Source organism: Roseburia sp. CLA-AA-H209 (assembly GCF_020687575.1).
Lineage (GTDB): Bacteria > Bacillota > Clostridia > Lachnospirales > Lachnospiraceae > Roseburia_C > Roseburia_C amylophila.
This window is the reverse complement of record NZ_JAJEQU010000004.1, coordinates 143,733-168,922: the sequence shown is the minus strand read 5'-3', so window position 1 is coordinate 168,922 and position 25,190 is coordinate 143,733. Positions and strand designations below refer to the sequence as shown.

Annotated in this window: 23 protein-coding genes and 1 pseudogene; 1 reads left to right on the top strand and 23 read right to left on the bottom strand. The window is 40.0% G+C overall.

Annotation, left to right across the window (positions count from 1 at the left end; genetic code table 11):
- Nucleotides 1–156: 156 nt before the first annotated feature.
- The 21 genes and pseudogenes from LKD41_RS05695 to LKD41_RS05595 all read right to left on the bottom strand — a co-directional run bounded on the left by LKD41_RS05695 (nucleotide 157) and on the right by LKD41_RS05595 (nucleotide 20,855).
- Nucleotides 157–891: a tyrosine-protein phosphatase gene (locus LKD41_RS05695; RefSeq protein ID WP_227700665.1), complete on the bottom strand. Its 735-nt coding sequence runs from the start codon at nucleotides 889–891 to the stop codon at nucleotides 157–159.
- Nucleotides 891–1,703, bottom strand: coding sequence for a carbohydrate ABC transporter permease (locus LKD41_RS05690; protein ID WP_227700664.1), 813 nt, complete (start codon nucleotides 1,701–1,703; stop codon nucleotides 891–893). Before LKD41_RS05690 ends, LKD41_RS05695 begins: the two co-directional genes overlap by 1 nt.
- A 12-nt stretch (nucleotides 1,704–1,715) precedes the next feature.
- The gene (locus LKD41_RS05685; protein WP_227700663.1) at nucleotides 1,716–2,702 is read right to left on the bottom strand and encodes a carbohydrate ABC transporter permease; all 987 of its coding nucleotides are present in this window, start codon (nucleotides 2,700–2,702) and stop codon (nucleotides 1,716–1,718) included.
- A gap of 14 nt (nucleotides 2,703–2,716) precedes the next feature.
- Nucleotides 2,717–4,075: an ABC transporter substrate-binding protein gene (locus tag LKD41_RS05680; protein ID WP_227700662.1), complete on the bottom strand. Its 1,359-nt coding sequence runs from the start codon at nucleotides 4,073–4,075 to the stop codon at nucleotides 2,717–2,719.
- 1 nt (nucleotide 4,076) lies between these two features.
- Nucleotides 4,077–4,901, bottom strand: coding sequence for a metallophosphoesterase family protein (locus LKD41_RS05675; protein WP_227700661.1), 825 nt, complete (start codon nucleotides 4,899–4,901; stop codon nucleotides 4,077–4,079).
- Nucleotides 4,902–5,150: 249 nt separating this feature from the next.
- Complete coding sequence (locus tag LKD41_RS05670; RefSeq protein WP_227700660.1) at nucleotides 5,151–5,855, bottom strand: TetR/AcrR family transcriptional regulator; 705 nt, start codon at nucleotides 5,853–5,855, stop codon at nucleotides 5,151–5,153.
- Nucleotides 5,856–6,031: 176 nt separating this feature from the next.
- Nucleotides 6,032–8,641, bottom strand: coding sequence for an ATP-binding protein (locus LKD41_RS05665; RefSeq protein WP_227700659.1), 2,610 nt, complete (start codon nucleotides 8,639–8,641; stop codon nucleotides 6,032–6,034).
- A 232-nt stretch (nucleotides 8,642–8,873) separates the two neighbouring features.
- Nucleotides 8,874–9,539, bottom strand: a complete 666-nt coding sequence (locus LKD41_RS05660; protein WP_227700658.1) for a cytidylate kinase-like family protein — start codon at nucleotides 9,537–9,539, stop codon at nucleotides 8,874–8,876.
- Nucleotides 9,540–9,554: 15 nt separating this feature from the next.
- A complete protein-coding gene (locus tag LKD41_RS05655; RefSeq protein ID WP_022243679.1) occupies nucleotides 9,555–10,295 on the bottom strand; it encodes an amino acid ABC transporter ATP-binding protein in 741 nt (246 codons plus the stop codon).
- Between the two features lie 11 nt (nucleotides 10,296–10,306).
- Complete coding sequence (locus LKD41_RS05650; protein ID WP_022243680.1) at nucleotides 10,307–11,062, bottom strand: amino acid ABC transporter permease; 756 nt, start codon at nucleotides 11,060–11,062, stop codon at nucleotides 10,307–10,309.
- 49 nt (nucleotides 11,063–11,111) lie between these two features.
- Nucleotides 11,112–12,017, bottom strand: coding sequence for a transporter substrate-binding domain-containing protein (locus tag LKD41_RS05645; RefSeq protein ID WP_022243681.1), 906 nt, complete (start codon nucleotides 12,015–12,017; stop codon nucleotides 11,112–11,114).
- Nucleotides 12,018–12,197: 180 nt separating this feature from the next.
- Complete coding sequence (locus tag LKD41_RS05640) at nucleotides 12,198–13,394, bottom strand: PucR family transcriptional regulator (RefSeq protein WP_022243682.1); 1,197 nt, start codon at nucleotides 13,392–13,394, stop codon at nucleotides 12,198–12,200.
- A gap of 854 nt (nucleotides 13,395–14,248) precedes the next feature.
- On the bottom strand, nucleotides 14,249–15,019 hold the full coding sequence (locus LKD41_RS05635; protein WP_025482773.1) for a hypothetical protein: 771 nt from the start codon (nucleotides 15,017–15,019) through the stop codon (nucleotides 14,249–14,251).
- 18 nt (nucleotides 15,020–15,037) lie between these two features.
- Nucleotides 15,038–15,919: a YARHG domain-containing protein gene (locus LKD41_RS05630; RefSeq protein ID WP_025482771.1), complete on the bottom strand. Its 882-nt coding sequence runs from the start codon at nucleotides 15,917–15,919 to the stop codon at nucleotides 15,038–15,040.
- A gap of 95 nt (nucleotides 15,920–16,014) precedes the next feature.
- Nucleotides 16,015–16,422, bottom strand: coding sequence for a TnpV protein (locus tag LKD41_RS05625; protein ID WP_063827372.1), 408 nt, complete (start codon nucleotides 16,420–16,422; stop codon nucleotides 16,015–16,017).
- 14 nt (nucleotides 16,423–16,436) lie between these two features.
- A complete protein-coding gene (locus tag LKD41_RS05620) occupies nucleotides 16,437–17,156 on the bottom strand; it encodes a hypothetical protein (protein ID WP_227700657.1) in 720 nt (239 codons plus the stop codon).
- 35 nt (nucleotides 17,157–17,191) lie between these two features.
- Nucleotides 17,192–17,836 (bottom strand): annotated as a pseudogene (locus LKD41_RS05615) (plasmid recombination protein); the annotation flags it as partial.
- 296 nt (nucleotides 17,837–18,132) lie between these two features.
- Nucleotides 18,133–18,465 carry a complexin-2 gene (locus LKD41_RS05610; RefSeq protein WP_308804207.1) on the bottom strand — a complete coding sequence of 111 codons (333 nt, stop codon included), beginning with the start codon at nucleotides 18,463–18,465 and terminating at the stop codon, nucleotides 18,133–18,135.
- 15 nt (nucleotides 18,466–18,480) lie between these two features.
- Nucleotides 18,481–19,461 (bottom strand): AAA family ATPase, encoded by a 981-nt coding sequence (locus LKD41_RS05605; RefSeq protein ID WP_025482764.1) that lies wholly within the window; start codon nucleotides 19,459–19,461, stop codon nucleotides 18,481–18,483.
- 99 nt (nucleotides 19,462–19,560) lie between these two features.
- Nucleotides 19,561–20,643: a tyrosine-type recombinase/integrase gene (locus tag LKD41_RS05600; RefSeq protein WP_025482762.1), complete on the bottom strand. Its 1,083-nt coding sequence runs from the start codon at nucleotides 20,641–20,643 to the stop codon at nucleotides 19,561–19,563.
- A gap of 17 nt (nucleotides 20,644–20,660) precedes the next feature.
- The gene (locus LKD41_RS05595; protein WP_227700656.1) at nucleotides 20,661–20,855 is read right to left on the bottom strand and encodes a DNA-binding protein; all 195 of its coding nucleotides are present in this window, start codon (nucleotides 20,853–20,855) and stop codon (nucleotides 20,661–20,663) included.
- 247 nt (nucleotides 20,856–21,102) lie between these two features.
- Between LKD41_RS05595 and LKD41_RS05590 the strand changes: the two genes are divergently transcribed.
- Nucleotides 21,103–21,585 carry a helix-turn-helix domain-containing protein gene (locus LKD41_RS05590; RefSeq protein WP_006859045.1) on the top strand — a complete coding sequence of 161 codons (483 nt, stop codon included), beginning with the start codon at nucleotides 21,103–21,105 and terminating at the stop codon, nucleotides 21,583–21,585.
- Between the two features lie 147 nt (nucleotides 21,586–21,732).
- On the opposite strand, the gene tuf is transcribed toward LKD41_RS05590, so the two are convergent.
- Both tuf and fusA read right to left on the bottom strand, forming a co-directional pair.
- A complete protein-coding gene (gene tuf / locus LKD41_RS05585) occupies nucleotides 21,733–22,920 on the bottom strand; it encodes an elongation factor Tu (protein ID WP_227700655.1) in 1,188 nt (395 codons plus the stop codon).
- Nucleotides 22,921–23,036: 116 nt separating this feature from the next.
- Nucleotides 23,037–25,154: an elongation factor G gene (gene fusA / locus LKD41_RS05580; RefSeq protein WP_117697237.1), complete on the bottom strand. Its 2,118-nt coding sequence runs from the start codon at nucleotides 25,152–25,154 to the stop codon at nucleotides 23,037–23,039.
- Between the last annotated feature and the right edge of the window lie 36 nt (nucleotides 25,155–25,190).

Sequence of the window (25,190 nt, the reverse complement as noted above, 5' to 3'; positions counted from 1 at the left end):
TGTCCCTTTCCACTTTTCTGCTGACACACAAGCCTTTGAACTGCTCTTATTCTATCATATGGAAAAGGTATTGAAAATACTTCATGGCTTCATCCTATTAGATAAAGCCATGTTATCATTTCTTTTATGTAAAATTTCTTCTATGTAATATTTTTTCTATGCACACAATTTTCTTTTCAGTATTCCTATCTCATCTTCCGTCATTCCGATATTCGTAAAATACTGTTCCGCCGTGCCATATTTTTGCTGGAAGAATGCCAGTGTCTTTTGCATTTCCTCCTGGGGTGATTTCAGCATATACTCCGGGATTTCTACTCCATACTGCTTCATCTGTTCCCGTTGTCTATCAAATACTTCCTTCATATACTGTTCACTGACACTATAATCTTTTACGATAATGTCATCTTCCACACCTGCCAGTTTCAGCAGCAACATGGCTGTCACTCCTGTGCGGTCTTTTCCGGCTGTACAGTTAAACAATACACACCCCTCCGGATATCGGCACATGGTGTGGAAAATATGCGCATACTCTCGCTTGGAATGTTCCAGTAACTGAACATATAATGCTCCCATGCTCTCCGGCATTTTCCCCTGAAATCCGGACGAATTCATTTCATCCAGCATCGGAATATTATAATAATCTACTTTTTCATCCTGTTCTAACGCACATGGTGCCTTTTCCCGCTCCATTCTGCTACGTAAATCAATCACTGCTTTTACGCCATAAGAAAGCAGTGTCTCCTTATCCTTCTCATCCAGCTGATGCAGACTGTCTGCCCGCAAAAACTGATGTCTTCTTAACGGCTGATGGGATTTATTTTCATAAGTGCCCAAATCACGTACATTATGAGCTCCTTTGAGATTTAATGGTTTTGCAATTTCCTGCTGCACTATTTTAACCCCCATTTCATAAAAGAATTTACAATATTTTTCTGCATTACCAGATAGAATACCAGAATCGGTATACAGGATACTGTTGTTGCTGCCATCAGCGAGCCCCATAAGTTTACATCCGAACTTACAAACATTTTTAAGCCTATCTGAAGTGGTGCATCTTCAAGCCTCTTTGACAACAGCATTGGCCACATATAATCATTCCAGGAATTAATGAATAAAAGAATTCCCAGTGACGAAATGGATGCTTTCATTGTCGGTATTACAATATTCCACATAATCCGGAGTTCCCCGCTTCCATCCACTCTTGCAGCTTCAATCAATGCCCTTGGAAAAGATTCAAATGCCTGATACATGGAAATACATGCAAATGCAGATGCCGCATAAGGCAGAATAATTCCAAGAATATTTCCATTTAATCCGAGATTGTTAACCAAGGTATAATTTGGCACCATAATTGCCTGAAATGGTATCAGCCAGGTCAGTGTCAGGATTCCATAAATCAACTTTTTCCCTTTAAAATTCCAACGCATCAATCCATATGCTGCAAGCACGGATGTCACCAGCTGACATGCAGTTTCTGCTGCACTGATTGCAATAGATTTCCCCATCATTTTTAAAATCGGCATCTGGGTAAATGCATAAAAATAATTTTCCAGTGAGAATTTCTTTGGCAACGGGAGATAATTAAAAATTTCCGATTCTCCCTTTAAGGAGGATATTATCATCCAATAAAGTGGAAATACTGCAAAGAATGACAATGCAATCAAAAGCAGGTGTTTCATAACAGTACTGATACTTTTTCTCATCTCATTCACCTCCTAATTATCATAAAATGCCACTCTGTCCGAAAGCTTCTGCAACATCAGTGCAATAATTCCAAAGATTACCAGGAACAAGGTTGCCGCTGCCGCACAGGCACCTACATTCATATCTCCAAATGCAAATTTATACATCATATAATAAATATTCGTTGAAGTAGAGAATGGTCCTCCCTGCGTCAGCACATCAATGTATGCAAAAGACCACTGACTTGAAAACAGAATACTCATCATTAGCATCATCATGATTGTTGGAGATAATAATGGAATCGTAATATGAATAAAGCTCCGGAACCGTCCGGCACCATCCATTTTAGATGCTTCATAATACTGGGTATCAATTCCGCTTAATGCAGAAGAAAACATCAGTGTACTAAAACCTATCATTTTCCATCCGGAAATCAGAATAATCATTGGCATAGCATATTTCTGGTTGGAGAAAAATGCGATATTTTCCGTTGTGATTCCAAAAACCTGTAATAAATGATTGATAAGACCATTTGATGGATGTAACAACCATTGGAAAATAACACTGACTGCCACCGGTGCCATAATCATAGGAATAAAGAATAATGTCCGGTAAATTCTCTTTGCCGCGTTATTCAAATCCTGTGTAGCCGTTGCAATAAAGATTGGCAGAATAATGGAAAATGGTAACATTCCAAGCACATAAAACAATGTATTTTTTAATGCCGGAACAAAATCCTTATTCGTCAGCAATTTCTGGAAGTTCTGTAATCCTACATATTCCGGCACCGTACCCGGAACCATACTCCATTTGTACAAACTATACTGGATGGTTTCTAACAGTGGTTTATAATGCCAGAATAAAATCATAAGAATAGCTGGTGCCAGAAACAGATATGGCTTCAGTTTTTCTGCCTTCTTTTTCTGTTTTAAGAAAGCCGCTCCGGCTTTCTTAAGAGCAGCTTCCTTTCCTAATACTTTTTTATTTTCTAAACCAATTGTACTTACGCCTGTATGCATCTGTTTTTCCTCTTTTACTGTAATAGCTGGTTGATATCATCCTGTGCTTTGTCTAATACTTCTTTTACATCTGCATCCGTTGTAATAGCTTCTACTGTTGCATCACGGAAAATTGTGAATGCTTCTGTTGCCACATCTCCAGGCCAGATTGTTACCGGGCGGATTTCTTTCAACTGTTCCAGGTTAATTTTTAACAATGGGTTTTCATCTACATAAGATTTTAAGTATTTCGGGTCGTCTGCCAGTTCGGTACGCAGTGGTAAGTATCCGATTTCCGATGTAATAATGGTATAACCATCATTTCCTGTTGCATATTTGATGAATTCCCAGATTGCCTGTGCTTTCTGCTCGCTGTCCGGGCGGACTGCAAGACAGCTTCCTGAGTTAACCGGTACTGCATCATTGCCATTTAATCCAGGCATTGCTGCCCCATATAATTCCCAGTCGCCTGCTTCAGATGCACTCTTAAATCCACTTAACATGGAAGTTGACTGAATATGCATAGCAAGATTTCCTGCCATAAACTGCTGTGATAATTCAGAATCAGTTCCCTTTGCAGCACATCCTTCGGTATAGAATTCTTTCCATAATTCAAATGCTTTTACGGTATTATCATTTGCAAATACAGCTTCTGTTTTATCTTCATTTACCATATCTGAACCAGCTGTATATACAATACCTTCTGTTACCCAGCCATTGTCCGGAGCCAGTCCAAATCCATCCACGCCTGTTTTTTCCTTAATGGTTTTTGCCATTTCCAGCATTTCATCCCAGGTCTTTGGTGGCTGGTTCGGATCCAACCCTGCTTCTTCAAATAATTTTCCATTGATGTAAAGAATCGGTGTACTGAATGTAAATGCCAGTCCATAGGTCTTGCCATCAATTTTTCCAAGGCTTAATGCATTCTCAGAAATTCCTTCAAAGTGTGCCTTTAATTCATCCTCCGGAAATACATCTTCATATGCCTGAATTCCTAAGGATTCTCTAGAGCTATCCAGTGTTCCAAATGTATGCTGGATAATATCTACCTGATTACCCGCCTGAATATCTGTCTTAAACTTTGTCATGTCATCCGGAACGCCTTCCACGATAACACCCTTTTCTTTTCCAATCGTATCATTAAATTCATTAATCAGATGTTCCATTCCATCCTTCATACTCGGATAATTTAAACTGTAACTATAGAAAGTTACCTTTACCGGATTTTCCGGATCTAACAGGTTATCATCAAATGACACTTCACTGCTTTCTGCTGTTGTATCCTGTACTTCATTATTATCACTCTTGATTCCGGATGGTCCACATCCCATCATAGCCGGAACCATCATACATGCTGCCATTCCTAATGCAATTATCTTATTCCATTTTTTCATCTTACTGTTCTCCTCTTTTCTTCATCAGTTTCATCAACACTTCCATATCTATTGCTGCAAGCACTTTCTGCTCCTTTGCCTGCTCTACATGCATCTGCCAGCTGTCTTTTGTAAATGTATAAATGCTATAGCCGGTTTTCTCCACCATGCAGAATTTCTCCGGTGTAATTTCTGAACCAAATGCTGTAGAATCTGCTGTAAGCTGTGGTATCTTTTCCAGAAAATCCACGCTGTTTTCATGCGTATGGCCACAGAAAATTGCTCTTACATCACTGTTTTTTATTATTTCCTTCAACTCATCACTGACCTGCATGGAGAATGCATCTGTTCGCCACACAATCGGATGATGAAATGCCAGAATTGTTCCATATTCTGTTGTTTTATTCTTTAGAATTCCTGCAAGCCATTCTTCCTGTTCTTTGCTGATAGTTCCTGTTTCCTGCCCTTCTACTGCTGAATCCAGAACTACAATTCTTAAATTTGCAATTTCTTCCACATGGCAATAGGCTGTTTTTTCTTCCAATCCCATACTCTCAAAGAATGGCTTCTTCCGGTCATGGTTTCCCAGTGCATATACTGCCTTGGTAGTCGGCAATGACTCCTTTACAATCTCAAAGAAGTAATCATAATCTTCTTTTGTTCCTTCATGAATCAAGTCTCCGGTAAATAATACGAAATCCAGTTTCTGCTGCTCTAACTTTTCTAGACAGTTTCTTAACGTATTCGATGGACTTTCACATTTTTCAAACACATCCTTCATGGAACTGTTTCCATAATCTTTACACAGATGTGTATCCGAAACATGTGCAAATCGAATAGCTTCCATAATCTTGTTCCTCCTGTATTCTCTTAACCATTTCGTTTACAATATGGAGTATAAAGAGGCTCCGTAAAATATACACACTGTTTTATGTTAAATTCATGTAAAATATACACACTGTTTAATTTTTACTGTTTTAAGTTTTACGAGTATGAATGTCAACTGCCCAAAGCTCTCTTTACGATTTTTGCATAGAAAAAACTGGCGTAATACCATGTTGTATTACACCAGTTCTCTTCTGCTGTCATTTTTCTCTTATTTAAGTTTTTCCTGCTGAATTCCTTCCCAAATATGTTCTACTAAGGCAGAATGATAGTTCTCATTTCGAACTCCTTCCAAAAGCGTATTCATAGCTGCTACCAGCACATCAATTGCAGGAACTCCATATTTTACAGGAATTGCATCACTGTTACCACAGATAATCTGCAATGCCCCAAGTGCCCCGTAAACAACGGATATTCCTGTCTCTGTCTTCTTCAATCCTTCTCTTACGGAACCATCTTCAAAGTTCTCCACCAGACTTCCTACCATGGCACCTGATGTCATTCCCGTTGTCTCATACAGTTCTCTTGTATACTCCGTATCCGGATATAATTGATTATTTAAATATTCCTTGCTGAAATGAAAGAAAAACTTATAATACTCCGGCATCTGAAGATAAACATCCACCAGTCCCCGCAGATAAATTGCCATTTTCTCACAGGTAGTATATTCCGGTTCTCTCATCCTCTCTAAAATACTGCCTAATGCTTTTTCACTAAAATGAATATAGATTTCCCAGACAATTTCATCCCTGTTTTCAAAATAGCGATACAGTGTTGCCCTTGTTATCCCACATTCCTGTGCAATCCGGCTCATACTGATTTCTTTTATCTCATATTCCATAAACAACTGTTCCGCTGTCTCTAAAATCAGGAAACGCTGTTTATCACTGTGCTTTACATATTTATGTTCTTTCATACCTCAATCTCTCCTTATACCATTTTTCTTTTGCATGTACCATCTCATCCTTTTTTCCCGAAAAAAGAGTTATGTTAAGGATAATGAAACTATGTAAACTTTAATACCCTGCCCTTGTAAAGCAGGCGTAAAATAAATATCATTTGCAGCATTTAGCAGTTATCCCTTGTCACTTCTCAGATATCCCGCTCCAGCCGCCGTAAGAGCTCCTGGTATGCCTCCATTACTTTATCATGATGACTTCGGATATAAACCGTATCCGGAATGTCATGATTCTTGATGGCATACTCTAATCCCTTAAACTGCCCAGACAACTCCATGGCTCCGATATTCGCAGACATATTTTTCAGTCCATGCACATGAATCTGATACTGCGCCCAGTCCCCTGCCTCATAATCCTGCTGCAGAGTATCCACCATCTCATCTTTCAGATAGACTTTTAATATCTTAAAATAAAACGCTTCATCTCCCATGCATACGGACATTCCCTGCTTCGTATCAAGATACGGAAAACGCTCCTGCAATGATTTCTTATTTTCATCTGCTCCACCGTCAGAATTTTTCTTTTCCACTGCCTCTGTCTGCTTGTCCACCAGAAAACGTTCCAGTATCTTCCACATCTTCTCTTCAAAAATCGGTTTGGAAATATAATCGGCAAATCCATGCTGCAGATACATTTCCTTTGCTCCTTTTACCGCATTGGCTGTCATGGCAATTACCGGTGTAGTTTTATTCTGATGATTCATTCGCTTCATTTCCTCAAAGGTGGCAATGCCATCCATATCCGGCATCATCTGATCCATGAAAATAAGATCATAGTGCTGTTCTTTCATCAGAGTCAGTCCTTCTTCCCCACTGCCTGCCACATCCACGATTGCACCAGTCTGCAGCAGCATCTCTTTTGCCACAATGCGGTTCATTTCCATATCATCCACCACAAGGATATGCACGCCGGCAAACTGGGGTACCGGCATCATAGCACCGACAGAAAGCTCATAGTTTTCGAAAATCTGCTTCATATCACCAATGCCATCTTCGCAGATGACCTTCTGCGGTATAATTGCCGTAAATGTTGAGCCTTCACCATACCGGCTTTCTACCAGCACTTCTCCGTGCATCATATCTACCAGACGTTTCGTCAGGCTCAGTCCCAGTCCGGTTCCCTCGATATTGCGGTTCTTATGCTCTTCTAATCTTGTGAAATTCTGGAAAAGGTTCTCCATATCCTTCTTCTGGATTCCAATTCCGCTGTCCTTTACATCGATACGCAGGTTGATATTTTCCTCGTCTATCCTGCTATAAGAAATTTTTAAAATTACATGACCACGCTTGGTATATTTTACCGCATTGGACAGGAAATTATTTACAACCTGGCGGATGCGGACATCATCTCCATATAAAATGGATGGAAGATTCTCATCAATTTCCATATACAGATCCAGATTCTTTTTCTTGCAGTTAGAGGCAACTATCGTATAGCAGTCGTTAATGAGGGAAGCCAGCTCATAACCCTCGCAAAGCAGCTCCATCTTTCCGGATTCAATTTTGGAAATGTCCAAAATGTCATTTACAATGGCAAGCAGGGTTCTGCTGGCCCGCTGCATATTTCCTGCATACTCTGCAATCTTCTCCCTTGGCAGCGTATCAATCTGCCGGAGCAGGATACTGTTCATTCCCATAATACCGTTGATTGGCGTACGGATTTCATGGGACATATTCGTAAGAAAATCGGTCTTCGCCCGGTCTGACACCCGGAGCCGCTCTAAAAGTTCTTCTTCGTAAGTAATATCCACCAGTGTTACGATAGTGTTCTGCATCTCGCCATATTCATCGCAGACCATCGAAGACGTTACCGATAAAATCTGATTGCCCTGCAGGCATTTCACCTTGCAGTGCTCTAATTTTCCCTGATAAAGCTGTTCTGCAAATTCTTCCTTTTTGCCCCCGCAGGCTACCAGTTCTTCAAAAGGCTGTTCCACATCTGCGCCAAACAACACTTCTGCATTTGTATTATGTAAAATATGTGTTCTCTGATAATCATATACCATCACACCATAGTCAATCTGATTAAACAGATAATCTGAAACTGTTAATTTTGATATTCCAAAAGTATCATACCGGATACTAAAAAATACAGTCATTAAAAATGAAACTGTTACACCATAAACCGAACTGGGATAAGATTTAATTCCATAAAATGGCAACACCGTATCCGGAATTGCCGAAAGAAGCATAATTGTATTTCCCAGAATGATATATGCCACATATTTTCTCTGACTTTTACGCATAATTTTCTTCGACCAATATAGTACAATATAGATGCAGCACAAAAAGCAAAGCATAATATACATCCAGTGATAAAACACGCTGCCATGAAATTCTGTGGTAAAGCAGGTTCTTCCATTGACCCTGTAAAAATGGCGGATCCGCATACTTCCAAAAGAAACACCATCCACCAGAGATGTCAGTATTCCTAATCCAACCATCAGGCCATATCCCTTTATTTTTACACCAGTCAGACACGCCACATAAATTACAATCGCAATGACATATAAATTAAAGCCCACAATTGTCATGCAAAAGAAATCCTGTGCCAATCTGTCATCCGTACAATTTCCATACAATGCTGAACCCAGTGCCCAGATTCCTCCTCCTATTCCCAGAAGCAGGATACAAATCCGCCCCTTGTTTTTCGTATTATTAATAAAAAAATAAAAGATACCAACGCCAATACATATAGTTGCACATGCTACCAAAAGCACTGTCGTAATCATTCCTGCTTCCATCAATTTTTCTCCCGAGTTGTTTTACTTCATTATATATAAAATCCAGTTTATTCGCAATAAAACAATCCCTGTGGAAGCTGTCACCAGCATTTTCTTATTGCCGCAAAAAAGCAGGAGCTCCGTTCCTGTTTCGGTGTTCCTGCTTTTTTCTGTCTTTTTCTAATTTTCCAACTCTGTTCCTACTTTGAACTTTTATTTCAAACTTTTTACTTCAAACTCTTATCCCAAACTCTTATTTTAATTCTCCTGCCGGATGTATCATATCCGGTGTAATCAGCTCTTTGATAATCAGGTACTGCTCAATGGTTTTTACACAGTTCTGCACGCCGACCCGCTCACTGTTTAATGTCATGTCATAATTGACCGGGTTTGTCCAGTAATTTCCATGGGTGTAATATTCATAATAATCTGCCCGGAATTTATCCGTCCGCTCTATGGTTGCATTAGCAACCTCTTCGGTCACACCCATATTTTCCATGGTACGGTTCACGCAGAATGCTCTCGGTGCCTCAATATAGATGCTCACCACATTTGGTTTGCCCTTCAGTACATAATCGGCACATTTTCCGACGATGACGCAGGACTCTTTTTCTGCCAGATCTTTGATAATTTCACTCTGATATTCAAACAGCTTGTCATCCGATACGAATTTTTCATTTCTGGAAATGTAACGTCTTGACCGTGGCAGCCCTCTTAAAAAGCTGGAAAATCCACTGGTCTCCCTCATTTTTTCATTTACTTCCTGAAAAATATTCTCATCCAGTCCACTGAGCTGGCTTGCCAGTGTTAAGATTCGGTTTTCATAACAGTGAATACCTAACTCCTTTGCCAGCTGGGAAGCAATCGCCTTTCCACCTGTTCCGAATCCTCTTGCAAAGGTTATTACAAAATTCTCCATATTTTCTGTCCTCCTTTAACCTGCTAAATAACGACTTAAGAATTCCCGTGTTCTCGGATTCTTCGGATTGGTAAACAGTTCGGATGGTGCTGCATCCTCTGCCACATAGCCGGAATCCATGAAAATGGTTCTGGTGGACACATCCCTTGCAAATGCCATCTCATGAGTAACAATAATCATTGTAAGTCCCGTCTTGGCAAGCTCTTTCATAACATTTAATACTTCTCCTACCATTTCCGGGTCCAGTGCAGAAGTCGGCTCATCGAAAAGAAGTACTTCCGGATTCATGCAAAGAGACCTTGCAATGGCAACCCTCTGTTTCTGTCCTCCGGAAAGCTGTGATGGTTTTGCATTGATATAAGGAGCCATTCCTACATCCTTTAAATGTGTGATTGCCCGGTTAAATGCCTCTTCTTTGGAAATATGAAGCACTTTTCTGGTGCAGAGCATGCAGTTCTGCAATACAGTCATATTGTTAAATAGGTTAAAGGACTGAAATACCATTCCCACCCTGGAGCGGTATTCATTGATGTCCTTCTGTACATTCCGGACTTCCTTATCATGGTAAAGGATTTTACCAGAGGTCTGCCGCTCCAGTTTATTGATACACCGTAGCAGCGTTGATTTTCCGGAACCGGAAGAACCAACTATACAGATAATTTCTCCTGCTTCTATATCAATATCTATTTTTCTTAAAACCTCATGATTCCCAAATGATTTGCTCAAATCCTTGATTGAAATTACTGTCTCTCCCATATCCGTTCCTCCTACTGATTATCCATATACTCAATTGCCAGTGCGTAATCTGTCTTGCCCTGCATTTTCTTTTCAATAAATTTGAAAATCTTATCAAAGACAAAGCACAATACAAAGTAAATCACTGCAATTACCAGGTATGACTCGAAGTATTTGTAATAATTTCCTCCAACTGTTTTTGCAGCCATGAAAAGTTCCTGTACTGCAATTACATTTAATACAGATGTCATCTTCAGGTTTGTCAGGAATGTATTTGCCATCTCCGGGATAATATTTTTAAATGCCTGTGGCAATACCACATACAACATTGTCTTAAATGGCGACATTCCCATTGCCCATGCGCCTTCACGCTGCCCCATATCAATGGAGCCGATTCCGGCACGTACTGTCTCACCCATGTAAGCTCCGGTATTTAATACCGTTACCACAATACCGGCAAATACCGGTGTCATTTCTACTCCCAGCATTTTTATTCCATAGTATACAATCATTGCCTGAACAATCATTGGAGTGTCACGGAAGATTTCCACATATACGGTAAAAATGATTTTCAAAAGCCGCATCAGAAGCTTCTTGAAAACATTATCACCCTCGCTGATTTTTGCATCATTTACAAGTCCAACAATATAGCCTAACACAAAACCAACCAGCGTTCCGATTACAGCAATTTCCAGCGTAAGCCAGGTTCCTTTGATAAACATACTTGCATATTTCTGGGCTAAAAATATCATCCACTCTAACGAATTACTCGGATTTTCTACTAACATATTTCTCTACCTCACTTTATCTATTACTCAGCTCACGCTGGAAATATTTCTAGTTTGCTGCCGGCTGCTGTGTCAGAACAGTATCCATCAGCTCATCCATTTTGGCTTTATCATTCCAGCCAATGGCATCCATCGCATCCTGGATTTTATCTCTTAATGCGGTATCATCTTTTCTGGTAGCGATACATACATTTACCATTTCATCATCACCGGTGAAAGAATCATCTGCATCTAACTGAATAATCACAAGATCATCATTGGTAAGTGCTGCTGACTGTGCGGTTGGCAAATCTACGACACATACATCTGCAACACCATTGGATATTGCCATGAAACATTCGGATGTTGTCTCATAATTTCCTGACTGCTCTGCACCTTCAATCTGGTCCAAAAGAGGTACCCAGCCGGTTCCTAACTGTGTTGTTACTTTACATCCGGTTCCTGCCAGATCAGAAAGTCCTTTTACATTTTCATAAGCACTTCCCTTTTTTACTACGATACAGTTATCTCTGTAATAATATGGTTCTGTAAATGAATAAGAAGCTTCTCTTTCTGCTGTTTTTCCCATTCCTGCAATGATTACATCATAATCTCCTGCATCTAATGAGATTCCAATGGAAGACCATTCTACTTTATGAACCTCTAAATCCATTCCCATCTCATCAGCAAGCTTCTGGGCTACTGCCACATCATATCCATATGCATAATAGTCAGATCCATAAATCGGAACCGCCTTGCTTCCATCCGGTGTTGTATCACTGTCCTGTGTCCAGTTAAATGGAGCATATGCACATTCCATTCCAACTCTTAATACATTCTTATCAGATGTCTCTGCTGTCTCTGAGGTTTTCACATCTGTATCGGATGTTTTTGTATCTGATGAACCACATCCTGCCAATGTAGATATTGCCATAACTCCTGTCAGTACCAATGCTAATAATTTTCTTTTATTCATAATATGTTCCTCCTTAAATGCAAATGTGAAGCCGACTTTTGTTTCTCTAGAGTATCAAAAAAGACGCTTGAGATTTCTTTCTCTCAAAGCGTCTTTGCTGATAGACAGTATAGTATACTTTCTTTTTCTTCTTTTCAACTTTCAAAATGCACAATTTGATTGTGCACTTTGCACAGTATCTTAATTAAACATCAATCTTTTTACCAGAATACAGTTTACAATATCGAGATATTCCATGGAATCTTCCAGGTCAACCTCCAATATTTCTTCTATCTTCTTCAGGCGGTACTGCAGGGAATTCCGATGGATATACAAAGCCTCTGCTGTCTTTCCCACATTAAATCCACTCATATAATATGTCAGCAGTGTCTCCACCAGAAATGCCCCATTGGTCTGGTCATACATCTCAAGCTTCTTTAATTTGTCATTGCAGTAGTCCAATATCTCCTGCTGATTTCCATTGTTAAACATATATTTATAAATGCCCATGGAACTGGCACTAAGCACTTTTTTATTAGTAGGATTCGGCAGATAATCTTTCTTTGGGATCAGATTTTTTGCTTCCTGATAGCTCTTGCCAAATTCAGACGGATCCGTATAGGCTGCGCCCAAAATACAGGTACTGTGTATCAGCCCAGCGAACTGCGGGCGGCTGTCCAGTTTCTTTAGCAATTGTTCAATCTGCCGTTCTGTCTCCTTATCCTCCGTTGCCTCAAACAGCAGCACAAATTTATTTAAGAAACGCATATACATCGGACGATTTTCCATATGCATTACTTCCCGGTTCAGACAGTCCGTATAATAAAGATAAGTATGCTCATCCTGCTCCAGGTTAATTCCATATTTCCGGTCAATTACAATGATTCCAACACGGTATGCCCGGTCGAAAGCCAGTCCAAACTGGCTGGATATTTTTTCAATATATTTATCATTTACTTCATATCCAAACAGTAGATTATATAAATAGTCCCCGGTACGCTTATTTGTAATATTGGTTTCCAGTATCAGCTGCCCGATACTCTGTGCAATATCCACGAAGGTTGCGCCTTCCCAGCGGACATAGAACAGTGGCAATTTCAATTCAACCGCTTTGTCTATCATTTTCTGTGGAATCTTCTCCCGGTCATCCACAATCGATATTGCAAGCCCGGAAATTCCCAGTGCATTCAGTTCTACCATTGTTTCAAAGGTCTTCTCGATGTCAAACCGCAGATAATCCACTACAATCAGTGCAAAGTTGCCAGGATTCATATGATCTTCATATGGCTTCGTCTGCACAAAATATGTCCAGGACACCACTCTGTCCAGCCCCACTTCCCCTGTCAGCAGTTCTACTCCATCCAGATCCAAATTATTGACGTCTCTACAAGTAACCATAATGTCTCCCTCTGTTGGTTGTGTGCAAGTTGCAAAAAACCCGGAGAAGTGCGAACACTCTCCGGGTTAATTTTACTTATTTTAGCAATTCATTGCAAGAGCAAAGATTACTCGATAACTGTAGCAACACGTCCTGAACCTACAGTACGTCCACCTTCACGTTATTTGAATACCGTATTTCTTCGTATTTTCTATGCTTTTTGGTGGCAAATTTCGCAGAAAACTGCTGTTTTTGCATTCTGTATTTCAATTTGTTCGATTTCTTGGCACCGTTTTGGCACCGCATAGAAATTATTTATTTAAGTTAACTATAACATCCCAAGTACACATAAACAACTTGTCTTCTAATGGCATCTATGAACGATTGTTGGTTTCATAATATTATAATTCTCATTATTCATTCTATCTGTTTCAGTTAAAATTAATCACATACAAAGGAACAACAACAACAGTGACACAAAAGAGTAAAGTTCCTATTTTGTATATTACATTTCTTTTCCAAAAAAGGTAGTACATTATGAATTGCAACACCGTACACGTTGTAAAATAAATTATCCATTTTAGCTCCCACTGAACAATTTCTATTATTTGCTGAAAGTTAAATTCAGTAAAGACTACACTTACAATAAGTATCCAAACAAATGGTATTAACATAATAAATTCGTACATCACTAATGCCAATACTCCTTCTTTTACACTAAATTTCCGTATAAAAAATGTAACTCCCATTGAAAGTATACATAATAAAAATGTTCTATAATAATCTGAGAAAATTATTTCTACTATCATATTCCCATCTCCATGAACAGTAAGTTATTTACAAATTCAATTTGTCTTTTATTATCAATTATATACTATTGCCATCCACCCTTATCTTCATTCTGATACACAGTAAGTACACCATAATACTTTGCTACCACGCCTCCATCCTGCGTATACTTCCCTACATCTTCGATTCCATATCTCAAAAGGAAGTAATCCATATCATGCAGAATTTTATATATATCATTTGCATATTCCATTTCGTGAGTTTCGGTTGCCAAATTAGTCAAATCTATCAATCTCTGAAGGTCTGCGTACAGTTCCTCATTATGAATTGACTTCTGCATATCTTGAATCAAGTTTACAAAATTTGCTCCGTCAAATCTATTATAAACCATTACGGGTTTACCATACTTTTGATAAAATTCACTTTCCGTAATACCTTCTTCATTCATGACTGTTATTTTATTACTGTCATACGCCCACCCAACTTGAATATCACCTTTCTGGTCGAAATAATTCCAAGCAAGACTGTCTTTATCTTCTAGTTTATCAAAGATGCCATCATTCAGATATGCTCGTTCCATTTGAAGATTTGCAACTTTAATATTCTCTGTTAATCTTTCCTTCTCATCGTCAGTCATTCCGTCCAATACTTTTTCTCTCATAGCAAAAACTTCTTCTTTCGTAGGTGCTACTGGTTCTATTTGGACATTATTTTCCTCTGTTTCTTCTTCAATAATTAGACTGCTTTCTGTTTCCGTACTCTCCTCTATTACTGAATTTCTTATTTCTTCATTTTGTTCTGAACATCCAACCAAAAACATCATACACAGTATAAACAAAACACATCTCTTTTTCATAAATTACTCCTCTCGCTTTTAATAGGTATCCATTGATGCCAATATCTCAAGATTAGCTTTTTCGTACTCGTTTAACACACTATCATCAAAATCTTCTGCTTTACAAGTTGGATTATACCACACACAACCCATAAAATAATTATACAAATCTTCATTCTTAAAAATATAACCATGCCTTGCATATATTTCATTTTTTGCCAAGTGAATAACTAATTTTGGTTCATTTTCAAAGTTCTCTTTTGTATAGTATTGCTTATTAGTTGCAAATAGTGGTTCATTTACATTTGATACATCTCTGGCTTCTCTGACATTTTCCCAATAATCAACTATTTCCAAATAATATGCACTGGCTCTATAATATTGACTTCGTTCGTCAATCGTATTTTCTAACTCCTTTTCTCTACTTTCCGCTTCATTTTCCCTTATCAACTCATAATAACCACTAATACCATAGTCACTTCCTCCATCTGCCTCACAATAATTTAATATCTCTACATAAATGCTATCATTTCTAAATTGCATATGTAATGTGCCACTATTTCCCCAACCATCATCAGCATAATCAAAAAGCAGCTCGTTCTGTTCTATCTCTCCACTAATATCTTCAACAACAGCAAAGCGTTCAGTCATTTCCTGTTGAGCAAACAGCGTACCCGTAAGTCGATTACTTTCTGTAATTGTACAAGATAATTCTACTCCACCTTCTGACAAAATCTGGTCATGCGTTCTTCCATCATTTGACCAATTCCCCGTATACACTTCATAAATTACGCCATCTTCTTTATTTTCTATCTCATTCTCTGTCTCTGATAAAAAATTTTCTTGTTTTTCATCATTAGAACATCCTGTTCCAAGAACTATCACAAACAACAGTACAACTATATATTGAAATTTTTTCATAGTCTACCTCCGCACCACTTTTAACAGTATTATATCATTTAGCTCTTGTTTCTGCTATTCAAAATTATTAAGGGCAGTCTGAAAACTGCCCAACATCACACATACACTATATCTTTCAACACCACTTCTTCCGCACAGTGCCGGATATTGTTCATCATTCCTACCCACTGCATTTGATTCTCCGACTTCAACTGCGCCGTCACTCCCTGCTTTGCTTTCATCTGTTCCACCAGTCGCTCCATCATCTGATAACATTCTTCGTCCGTCTGGTGCAGATATTCATTTAAATTTCCATCCAACAGCAATTCCAGATACAATGCTCTATGGTACTCTTTCAGATACTCTGCTCTCATTCTTCCGTATCTGCCAATTTCATAATGCGTTCCCTCCGGGAGCCGGAGATCTGGATAATACAGACCATCCTCTCCCAAAGTGTAACTGATTCCGTTTTCTCCAATGATGTGCTTTCTCAACACTTCTGTTTCTTTGATTTTATCCGTCATATCCATCTATCTCCTTATCTGCTCATTCTGTTCTGATAGCTTCTCTGCAATCGCTTCTGCTCTGCCTGTAACCGTTCCGCTTCTTTCACATTGTCAATAATATCCTGTATTTTGTCAGCCCCGACATACTGTTTCACTCGTTCCAAATCCTCCGCTTTCTCCTGCAAATGCTCCATTGTGCTATTCTGCTCCTTGATTTTATTCTTATACCATGCAATATCCTCTCCCTGCTGATTTACCTTTGCAGTCAGCTTCTTCACCTGCTCCATCAGACCCACACACTTAATTGTTAGGCTTTTTACAAGTTCCTTTAATCTTGTAATCAATGGTAATGCCACCTTTTCACGATAGGATTTCGCCGACTGCATCACTCCCGGCTCTGGAAGCTGCCATTGTTTTTCCTCGTCATAGGCTCTCACATTACGCTCCAGAGCGACCTTAGAACCTGCCATAGCTTCCAGTTCTTTTTGAAGCTTCTGCTGTTGCTTTTCTAATTCCCGGTTGCCGGACAACCGCCTTTCCTTTTCCTGCTCCAAATCCTCATTCTCGAAAATCAACTGACTGTTTTTTGCCAACAAACTGTTATAACTCTGCTTTGTATCTACATACGTTTTTTCCAGTTCTGCATTATCTGCCTTAATTTCCTCGTTCTGTCTTTGAAACTTATCTCCCATCTCTGCCAATTCTTCCGCACGAGCAAGCTGACTGTCCACCATTTTACTTGCTGTCTGCAATGCAATTTCTGATTGTGCAAGCTGAGAATCTAGCTCTCCTGCTTCTCATAATCCAGCACCGACAGATGTTTATTGTGCGTACCCTTCTGCAGCCATTCAACACCATATCGTTCCATGACTGCCGCAAGTTCCTTTTTCTCTGATTCTATCCACTGGTTCCATTCTGTTGCTCCTCTGGTGCCGCCTTCAAATCCCTGCTCCGCCAATGCCCCTTTCAGCGAAACCCTTGTATCAAGTCCTCGCTTACTCCCGGTAATGACCGGAACAAAATCAATATGAATATGCGGTGTTTCCTCATCCATGTGCAGATGTGCCGAGAATACATGAAGATTCGGATTCCTGCTTTGAAAGTCTGTCATGAAGTCAATAAGTATCTGCTTTGCCAACTGCCCCTCCTCACTCCGTGCATTCATGTCATCTCTGTTACCTATCTGGAAAATCACTTCGTAAAACAGTTTCTCCTGCTTCCCCTGCCGGATTTTCTCATAATAGTTTTCAATCTTCCGGTCACTGCGTTTCTGCTTCGCATTGTACCGTTCCAGAGCTTCGTCAAACAGTTCATGATACACTGCCTTTATATCCTCGTGACAAAATTCCACATTGTCCCGGCTCCTTTCTTTATCTACATTCTTTGCTGAAAATGCTCTTGTATTGTGATTCACAGAGCCTTTCCCCATCATTCCGCTAATCGTTCTCTCCAATAAAACCACCTCTCATCTCTTTTTATCTGTATCTTTTAGTGCCGATAGGCACAGGCTTTGTTACTTTCGTCGAAAGTAACGCAAAAGCACTTTTGACAGCTTCGCCATCAAAAATGCAACCCGATAAATCGGGTTTTGCGTCCTGCCGGAAGCTTTTTCTGCCTGCGGCAGTTGTGCCCGTTCCGGTCACATTGTCATCGCTGTCACCGCACCATTTTTCCTTAATCGTTTCCTACGGGTGCGTGCCACGCTCCCGTTTTATTCGTCTAAGGAAATTACCATCGGAAGCTGTCCGGCACACCACGCCTGTCTAGATATTCCCTGCGTGCCTTTTCCTTTTCTTCCTCTGTCGGTGCAGTTTTATACTGCGTATACAGCTCTCTCATTACCAGGGCATCCATCTTTTTCTCCAATGCCTTAACTATCTCCGGCTCCGTTTCTTCCTGCCCTATGAGAAAATATCTCACGAGCAAAAAGAACAGTTCCTGCGAAATCTGCACATTCTTCATTTCAATCGACCAATCCTTTCTGCAAGACCGCAACAACGCAATGTCTATATCTTTTGCAACCTTGCAATCTTCAAGACCGCATTTCTGTATACTCTGCATTGTTGCGTTCTTCCTCTATTCCTGCTTTACCTTATCCAGTTCCCAGTACCAAGCGTTATTGATTTTTCTTGCCCGGATACCCAGCTCTTTCTTTGCGTTTTCCAGTGTTCGTTTGGAAATTCCCAGTTCTTCTGCCCGGTCAAAGATTTCGTTGCTCAAAACCGCATTCTGTGTTTCTGCAAGTTCCCGTAACATCTGCTTTGCCAGCTCCATTTTATTTGCCTTTGGTGCAATGCCGCCAAGCACCTCATCCACAGTAATCTCATAATCTCCAATCCACTGAAAGCCTTCCTCTGATAAGGCAAATGCCTTCGGGTGCCCGAATGCCGCAAGGTTATTTTTTATCTGGACAACAGCTCTGGTATTCGGTTCTCCCTCTACCCGTCCGACCAGTAACACGCTTCTTGCCACTGCAAAGAAATCTATGGAACCCATGCCCCGGTATGCCGCTTTATTGCCGGAAGCCTTATTCATATGACCGATAAGGATAATTGCACACTTTGTTTTCTCTGCCAATGCTCCTAATTTCTTTGTCATATCCCTTGCTTCGTTTGCTCGGTTCATATCCATGCCACCGCCCAGATAGGCTTGTATCGGGTCTAAAATCAAGAGCCTTGCACCAGTCCTTACAATCGCTTCTTCCAAGCGTTCATCTACCATAGACAGTGACTTGTCACTCTCATCAATAACGATAATTCTCTCGCAGTCTGCTCCGGCAAGTTCTAATCTTGGTTTTACTGTATCCGCAAGACCATCCTCCGCAGTCTGGTATATTACATTGACCGGCTCTGTGACTTTCATATTTTCATCCAGTGCTTCGCCCTTTGACAGCTTTGCCGCCAGATTCAAGACCATTGTTGTCTTTCCGTCACCCGGATCACCCTGAATAATTGTCAGCTTGCCATAAGGAATGAATGGATACCACAGCCACTCAATCTCCTGCGACTGTACCTCTGACATTCTAATCATCTTTAATTCAATCTTCTGTTCTGTCATTTTCTCCTCCAATTTTAATTTTATAATTGCTACCGGAGAAAACCTCTGCTATACTTAGCTTGTATATACATAGGATAACAGAGGTTTATCCGGTTATCTTTAGTCCTGACAGTTGCCGCTGTTGGGACTTTTTTCTTGTTCATTATCCAGCAAATCTGCAATTCTCCGTTGCTGATTCGGATATAAGTGACCATAAGTATTTAGGGTAATTCTTATATCCTTATGCCCTAATCTTTCCTTTATCAGAATCGGCTCAATCCCTTTGTTGATGAGATATGCTACATGTGAATGTCTTAAATCATGCACTCGGATTTTCTTTACTCCGGCTTTCACCATATTGTGCTTCATCTTATGCTGTACTGCTTCCTGCACAATAGGGAAAAGTCTTTCATTCTCCGGCATACCGTAATGTCCTTCAATAAATTGCTTTATTTCCTGCTTCAAAAATTCCGGTATTTCTATTGTTCGCACAGATTGTTTTGTCTTTGGTTCTGTAATCACATCCTTTCGTTCTGTCCTATAGTACGTTTTTGTGATGCTGATTTGATTTCTTTCAAAGTTTATATCTGCCGGAGTTAATGCAAGTAGTTCTCCAATTCTGCATCCAGTCCAGAAAAGAATTTCAAAGATGAGATAATATCTTGTTCCCGGTTCTATAGTTTGAATAAACTGCTGATACTCCTCTGTTGTCCAGAAATCCAAGCTTCTGCTGTCCGAGTTTCCCATCCGCTTTACCTTCTTGCAAGGATTTGTATGCAAATCGTAAATCCTTGAAGCATGAGTAAACAAGCTGGTTAGCTGATTTTGTATCATTCGCAGATATGATTCCGAAAAGCCTTTTGTCTGCATTTCATTCTGCCACTGAATAATCTGCGAAGCTGATATTTCACTCATCATTTGATTTCCAAAATACGGAATAATATGCTGTTCCATCATATAACGTTTGTTTTTCATGGTACGTTCTTTGAGTTCATTCTGTTTGTCCTCAAAATATACCTCCATAAATTCACTCAATTTCATATCCATACTTCGACTGCTATTGAGTTTTTTCTGTCGCTCATATTCCAGAGCTTCCTTTTTTGTGGAAAATCCTCTCTTTCTTCGTTTTTTCTTTTCGCCCTTTGCATTCGTTTCAAACCACTGGGCAGTCCATTTCTTCGTGTCTTTTTCTTTGTAAGCCATTCCTTTCTTCTCCTCTCTTAGTTCGCAGCCAGATCGTATCCGAACATCTTTTTTGCCCAATATGCTCTTGGAATCCGTCCTGCCATTGTGATATATCCCTGCTCCGCAAGTTCCTTATTCATTGCCTTAACCAACTTGTAAGCATACGACTTGGAACAATCCAGTTCCTTAGCCACATCATCCGCACTCATCATATATTGATAGTTCGCCATATATTCATCCTCCCTTCTCATTCTACAATTCCGTTACAACTCTTGTATTTTTGTTGTGTACGGTTTTCGTAAATTCATATTATCACTGTCCGTAAATAATGTCAATACTTCGTAAATATTATTTTACGGTTTTCGTAATTCTAAAATTATGTAATTTTTACTTTTATGTTTTTCGTAAATGTGATATGATAATAATTGAATTTATGTTTTTCGTAATTACTTTGTCTATGAAAATAGGAGGTTGCTTATGGGCGATGGAAAGAAATTAAAAGAGTACCTTGATGAAAAAGGTACAAATGTACGCAGAATTGCAAAAGAAACCGGCATTAGTGCCACCACGTTATACACGATTATTCAAAAAGATTCCAATATCCGCTTTGACTTTGCGCTCCGACTTGCCAATGCTTTAGATATTGATGTGAATGAGATATGCTCTGCAAGTCCTTTCTCTGGAGCTATTACCGAAGAAGAAATATATCCCACTCTTCCAGATGGATTGAATGGAGCCTTGGATGCAAGCAGAGTCAAAACCTACTTGAAAAACTCTCTCTATCCACTTATGTACCTATTCGGTAAAAATAGTATGCCGGATGTGGATAATCTTTTGACTTCCTTTTATCAGTTGGATGATGAAGCAAGGAAAGAAGTGGTCGAAACGATACAATTCAAACTACAATATCACAGAGACCCCGAACGGGCAGAACAGGTAAAACAGATTAAGGGATGGTAAGAAAAAAGCTCCGTTGAATAGCAAAATTCGACGGAGTTTTTTTTTGCACCATTTTGGCACCGCTCACACCCATCTTCATTATTATCGCATGTAAAAAGGGTTCCGGAGAAATCTCCGAAACCCTTGAATTTACTGAATAATATTTAATTACTCGATGATAGTAGCAACACGTCCTGATCCAACAGTACGTCCACCTTCACGGATAGCGAAAGTAAGACCCTGCTCCATAGCTACTGGATGGATCAGTTCGATAGTCATTTCTACGTTATCACCAGGCATACACATCTCTGTACCTGCTGGTAATTCACAAACACCAGTTACGTCAGTTGTTCTGAAGTAGAACTGTGGTCTGTAGTTATTGAAGAAAGGTGTATGACGTCCACCTTCATCTTTTGTTAAAACGTAAACCTGAGCTGTGAATTTTCTGTGGCAAGTAACAGTACCTGGTTTAGCAAGAACCTGTCCACGAACGATCTGGTCACGGTTAACACCACGAAGAAGTGCACCGATGTTATCACCAGCCTGAGCCTCGTCTAACTGTTTACGGAACATCTCGATACCAGTTACAACTGTCTTCTGAACATCTTCCTTAACACCAAGGATTTCAAGTTCGTCATTCAGATGTAATGTTCCTCTTTCTACTCTACCTGTTGCAACAGTACCACGACCTGTGATTGTGAATACGTCCTCAACTGGCATTAAGAAAGGTTTATCTGTATCACGCTGTGGATCTGGGATATAGCTATCTACAGTATCCATTAATTCCATGATCTTGTCGCCCCATGGTCCGTTAGGATCTTCAAGAGCTTTAAGAGCAGAACCCTGGATGATTGGGCAGCCTTCAAAACCATATTCCTCTAACTGCTCTGTAACTTCCATTTCTACTAACTCGATTAACTCTGGGTCGTCTACCATATCACATTTGTTTAAGAAAACAACGATGTAAGGTACACCTACCTGACGAGACAGAAGGATGTGCTCCTTTGTCTGAGCCATAACACCATCAGTTGCAGCAACAACAAGGATAGCGCCGTCCATCTGAGCTGCTCCGGTAATCATGTTCTTTACGTAGTCAGCATGTCCAGGACAGTCAACGTGTGCGTAATGTCTCTTCTCTGTTTCATACTCAACGTGAGCTGTAGAGATAGTGATACCTCTTTCTCTCTCTTCTGGAGCTTTATCGATGTTAGCGAAATCTGTAGCTGTATTACCTGCAACTCTTGCTGCTAAAACTGCTGTAATAGCTGCTGTTAAAGTTGTTTTACCATGGTCTACGTGACCAATGGTTCCGATATTACAATGTGGTTTGGTTCTTTCAAACTTAGCTTTTGCCATTTTAAAACGTCCTCCTTAATTTTATGCCCTTTCTGGGCGCTTATTTTTACATTTTAATAAGTCACTCGGCTATTTCTGATTATATAAAAAACTTGCGAGTTTTTCAAGCATTTTTATTATTTTGCTTTAGATGCAACAATCTTGTCCTGTACAGACTTCGGAACCTGCTCATATTTCTCGAAGAACATTGAGTAGTTACCACGTCCCTGAGTTCTGGAACGTAAGTCTGTTGAGTATCCAAACATCTCAGCAAGTGGAACATATGCTTTAACCATTTTTCCACCACCGATGTCATCCATACCTTCGATACGTCCACGACGAGAGTTAATGTCACCAATAACATCTCCCATGTACTCTTCCGGCATAGTAACTTCAACTTTCATGATTGGCTCAAGAATTACAGGAGCTGCTTTTGCCATAGCCTCTTTGAAAGCCATGGATCCGGCAATGTGGAATGCCATCTCAGAAGAATCGACCTCATGGTAAGATCCATCATATACGGTAGCATGAACACCTACTACTGGGAATCCTGCAAGGATACCAGCTTTGGTAGCTTCTTCGATACCTTCGCCTACTGCAGGGATGTATTCCTTAGGAATAGCACCACCAACAACTGCAGAATCAAACTTGAAGAGTTCATCTCCGTTGGCATCCATCGGCTCGAATTTAACTTTACAGTGTCCGTACTGTCCACGTCCACCAGACTGTTTTGCATATTTGTATTCCTGATCAACTGGCTTTGTAAATGTCTCTTTGTAAGCAACCTGTGGAGCACCTACGTTTGCTTCTACGTGGAATTCACGAAGCAGACGGTCAACGATGATTTCCAGATGGAGCTCACCCATACCAGCGATGATGGTCTGTCCTGTTTCTGTATTTGTATGAGCACGGAAAGTAGGATCTTCTTCTGCAAGTTTTGCAAGAGCTTCACCCATCTTACCCTGTCCAGCTTTTGTCTTAGGCTCGATAGCAAGCTCGATAACTGGCTCTGGGAATTCCATGGACTCTAAGATAACCGGATGCTGTTCATCACAGATGGTATCACCAGTAGTTGTAAACTTAAATCCAACGGCTGCTGCAATATCTCCAGAGTAAACTTTTTCAAGCTCTGCTCTCTTGTTTGCATGCATCTGAAGGATACGGCCTACACGTTCTTTTTTATCTTTTGTTGCATTCAGTACGTAAGATCCGGAGTTCATTACACCAGAGTAAACACGGAAGAATGCAAGTTTTCCTACGAATGGGTCAGTCATAATCTTGAATGCAAGAGCGGAGAATGGTTCATCATCAGATGAATGTCTCTCTACTTCATTTCCTTCAAGGTCAACACCCTTAATAGCTGGGATGTCTGTTGGAGCTGGCATATATTCTACGATAGCATCCAATAATTTCTGAACACCCTTGTTACGGTAAGCAGAACCACAACATACCGGAACTGCTGTACACTCGCAGGTACCTTTTCTGAGGGCAGCCTTCATATCTTCAACAGATGGCTCTTCTCCCTCTAAATACTGCATCATAAGGTCATCATCTAACTCGCAGATTTTCTCAACCAGTTCGGTATGATATAATTCTGCGTCGTCTTTCATATCATCTGGGATGTCTGTTACAGAGATATCATCTCCCTTATCATCATTGTAGATGTAAGCTTTCATCTCAAACAAATCAATAATTCCCTTAAAATCATCTTCCTTACCAATTGGTAACTGAAGAACAATTGCATTTTTACCTAATCTTGTACGAATCTGATCAACAGCTCCGTAGAAGTTTGCACCTAAGATATCCATTTTGTTAATGAATGCCATTCTAGGTACGTTGTATGTGTCAGCCTGACGCCATACATTTTCTGACTGAGGCTCTACTCCACCTTTTGCACAGAACACGCCGACAGCGCCGTCCAGTACACGAAGTGAACGCTCAACCTCAACCGTAAAGTCTACGTGTCCAGGAGTATCAATGATATTGATACGATGCTCTAAAGCACCTTTCTTTGGCTTTGTAAACTCTTCCAAAGTCCAGTGACATGTCGTAGCGGCTGAAGTAATGGTAATACCTCTTTCCTGCTCCTGCTCCATCCAGTCCATGGTAGCAGTACCTTCATGAGTATCACCAATCTTATAGTTAACACCGGTATAATAAAGGATACGCTCTGTCAATGTTGTTTTACCAGCATCGATGTGCGCCATAATACCAATGTTTCTGGTTCTCTCTAACGGATATTCTCTTCCAGCCAAGGTTTTTTCCTCCTAATTTTCTTAACCGAAAAAATA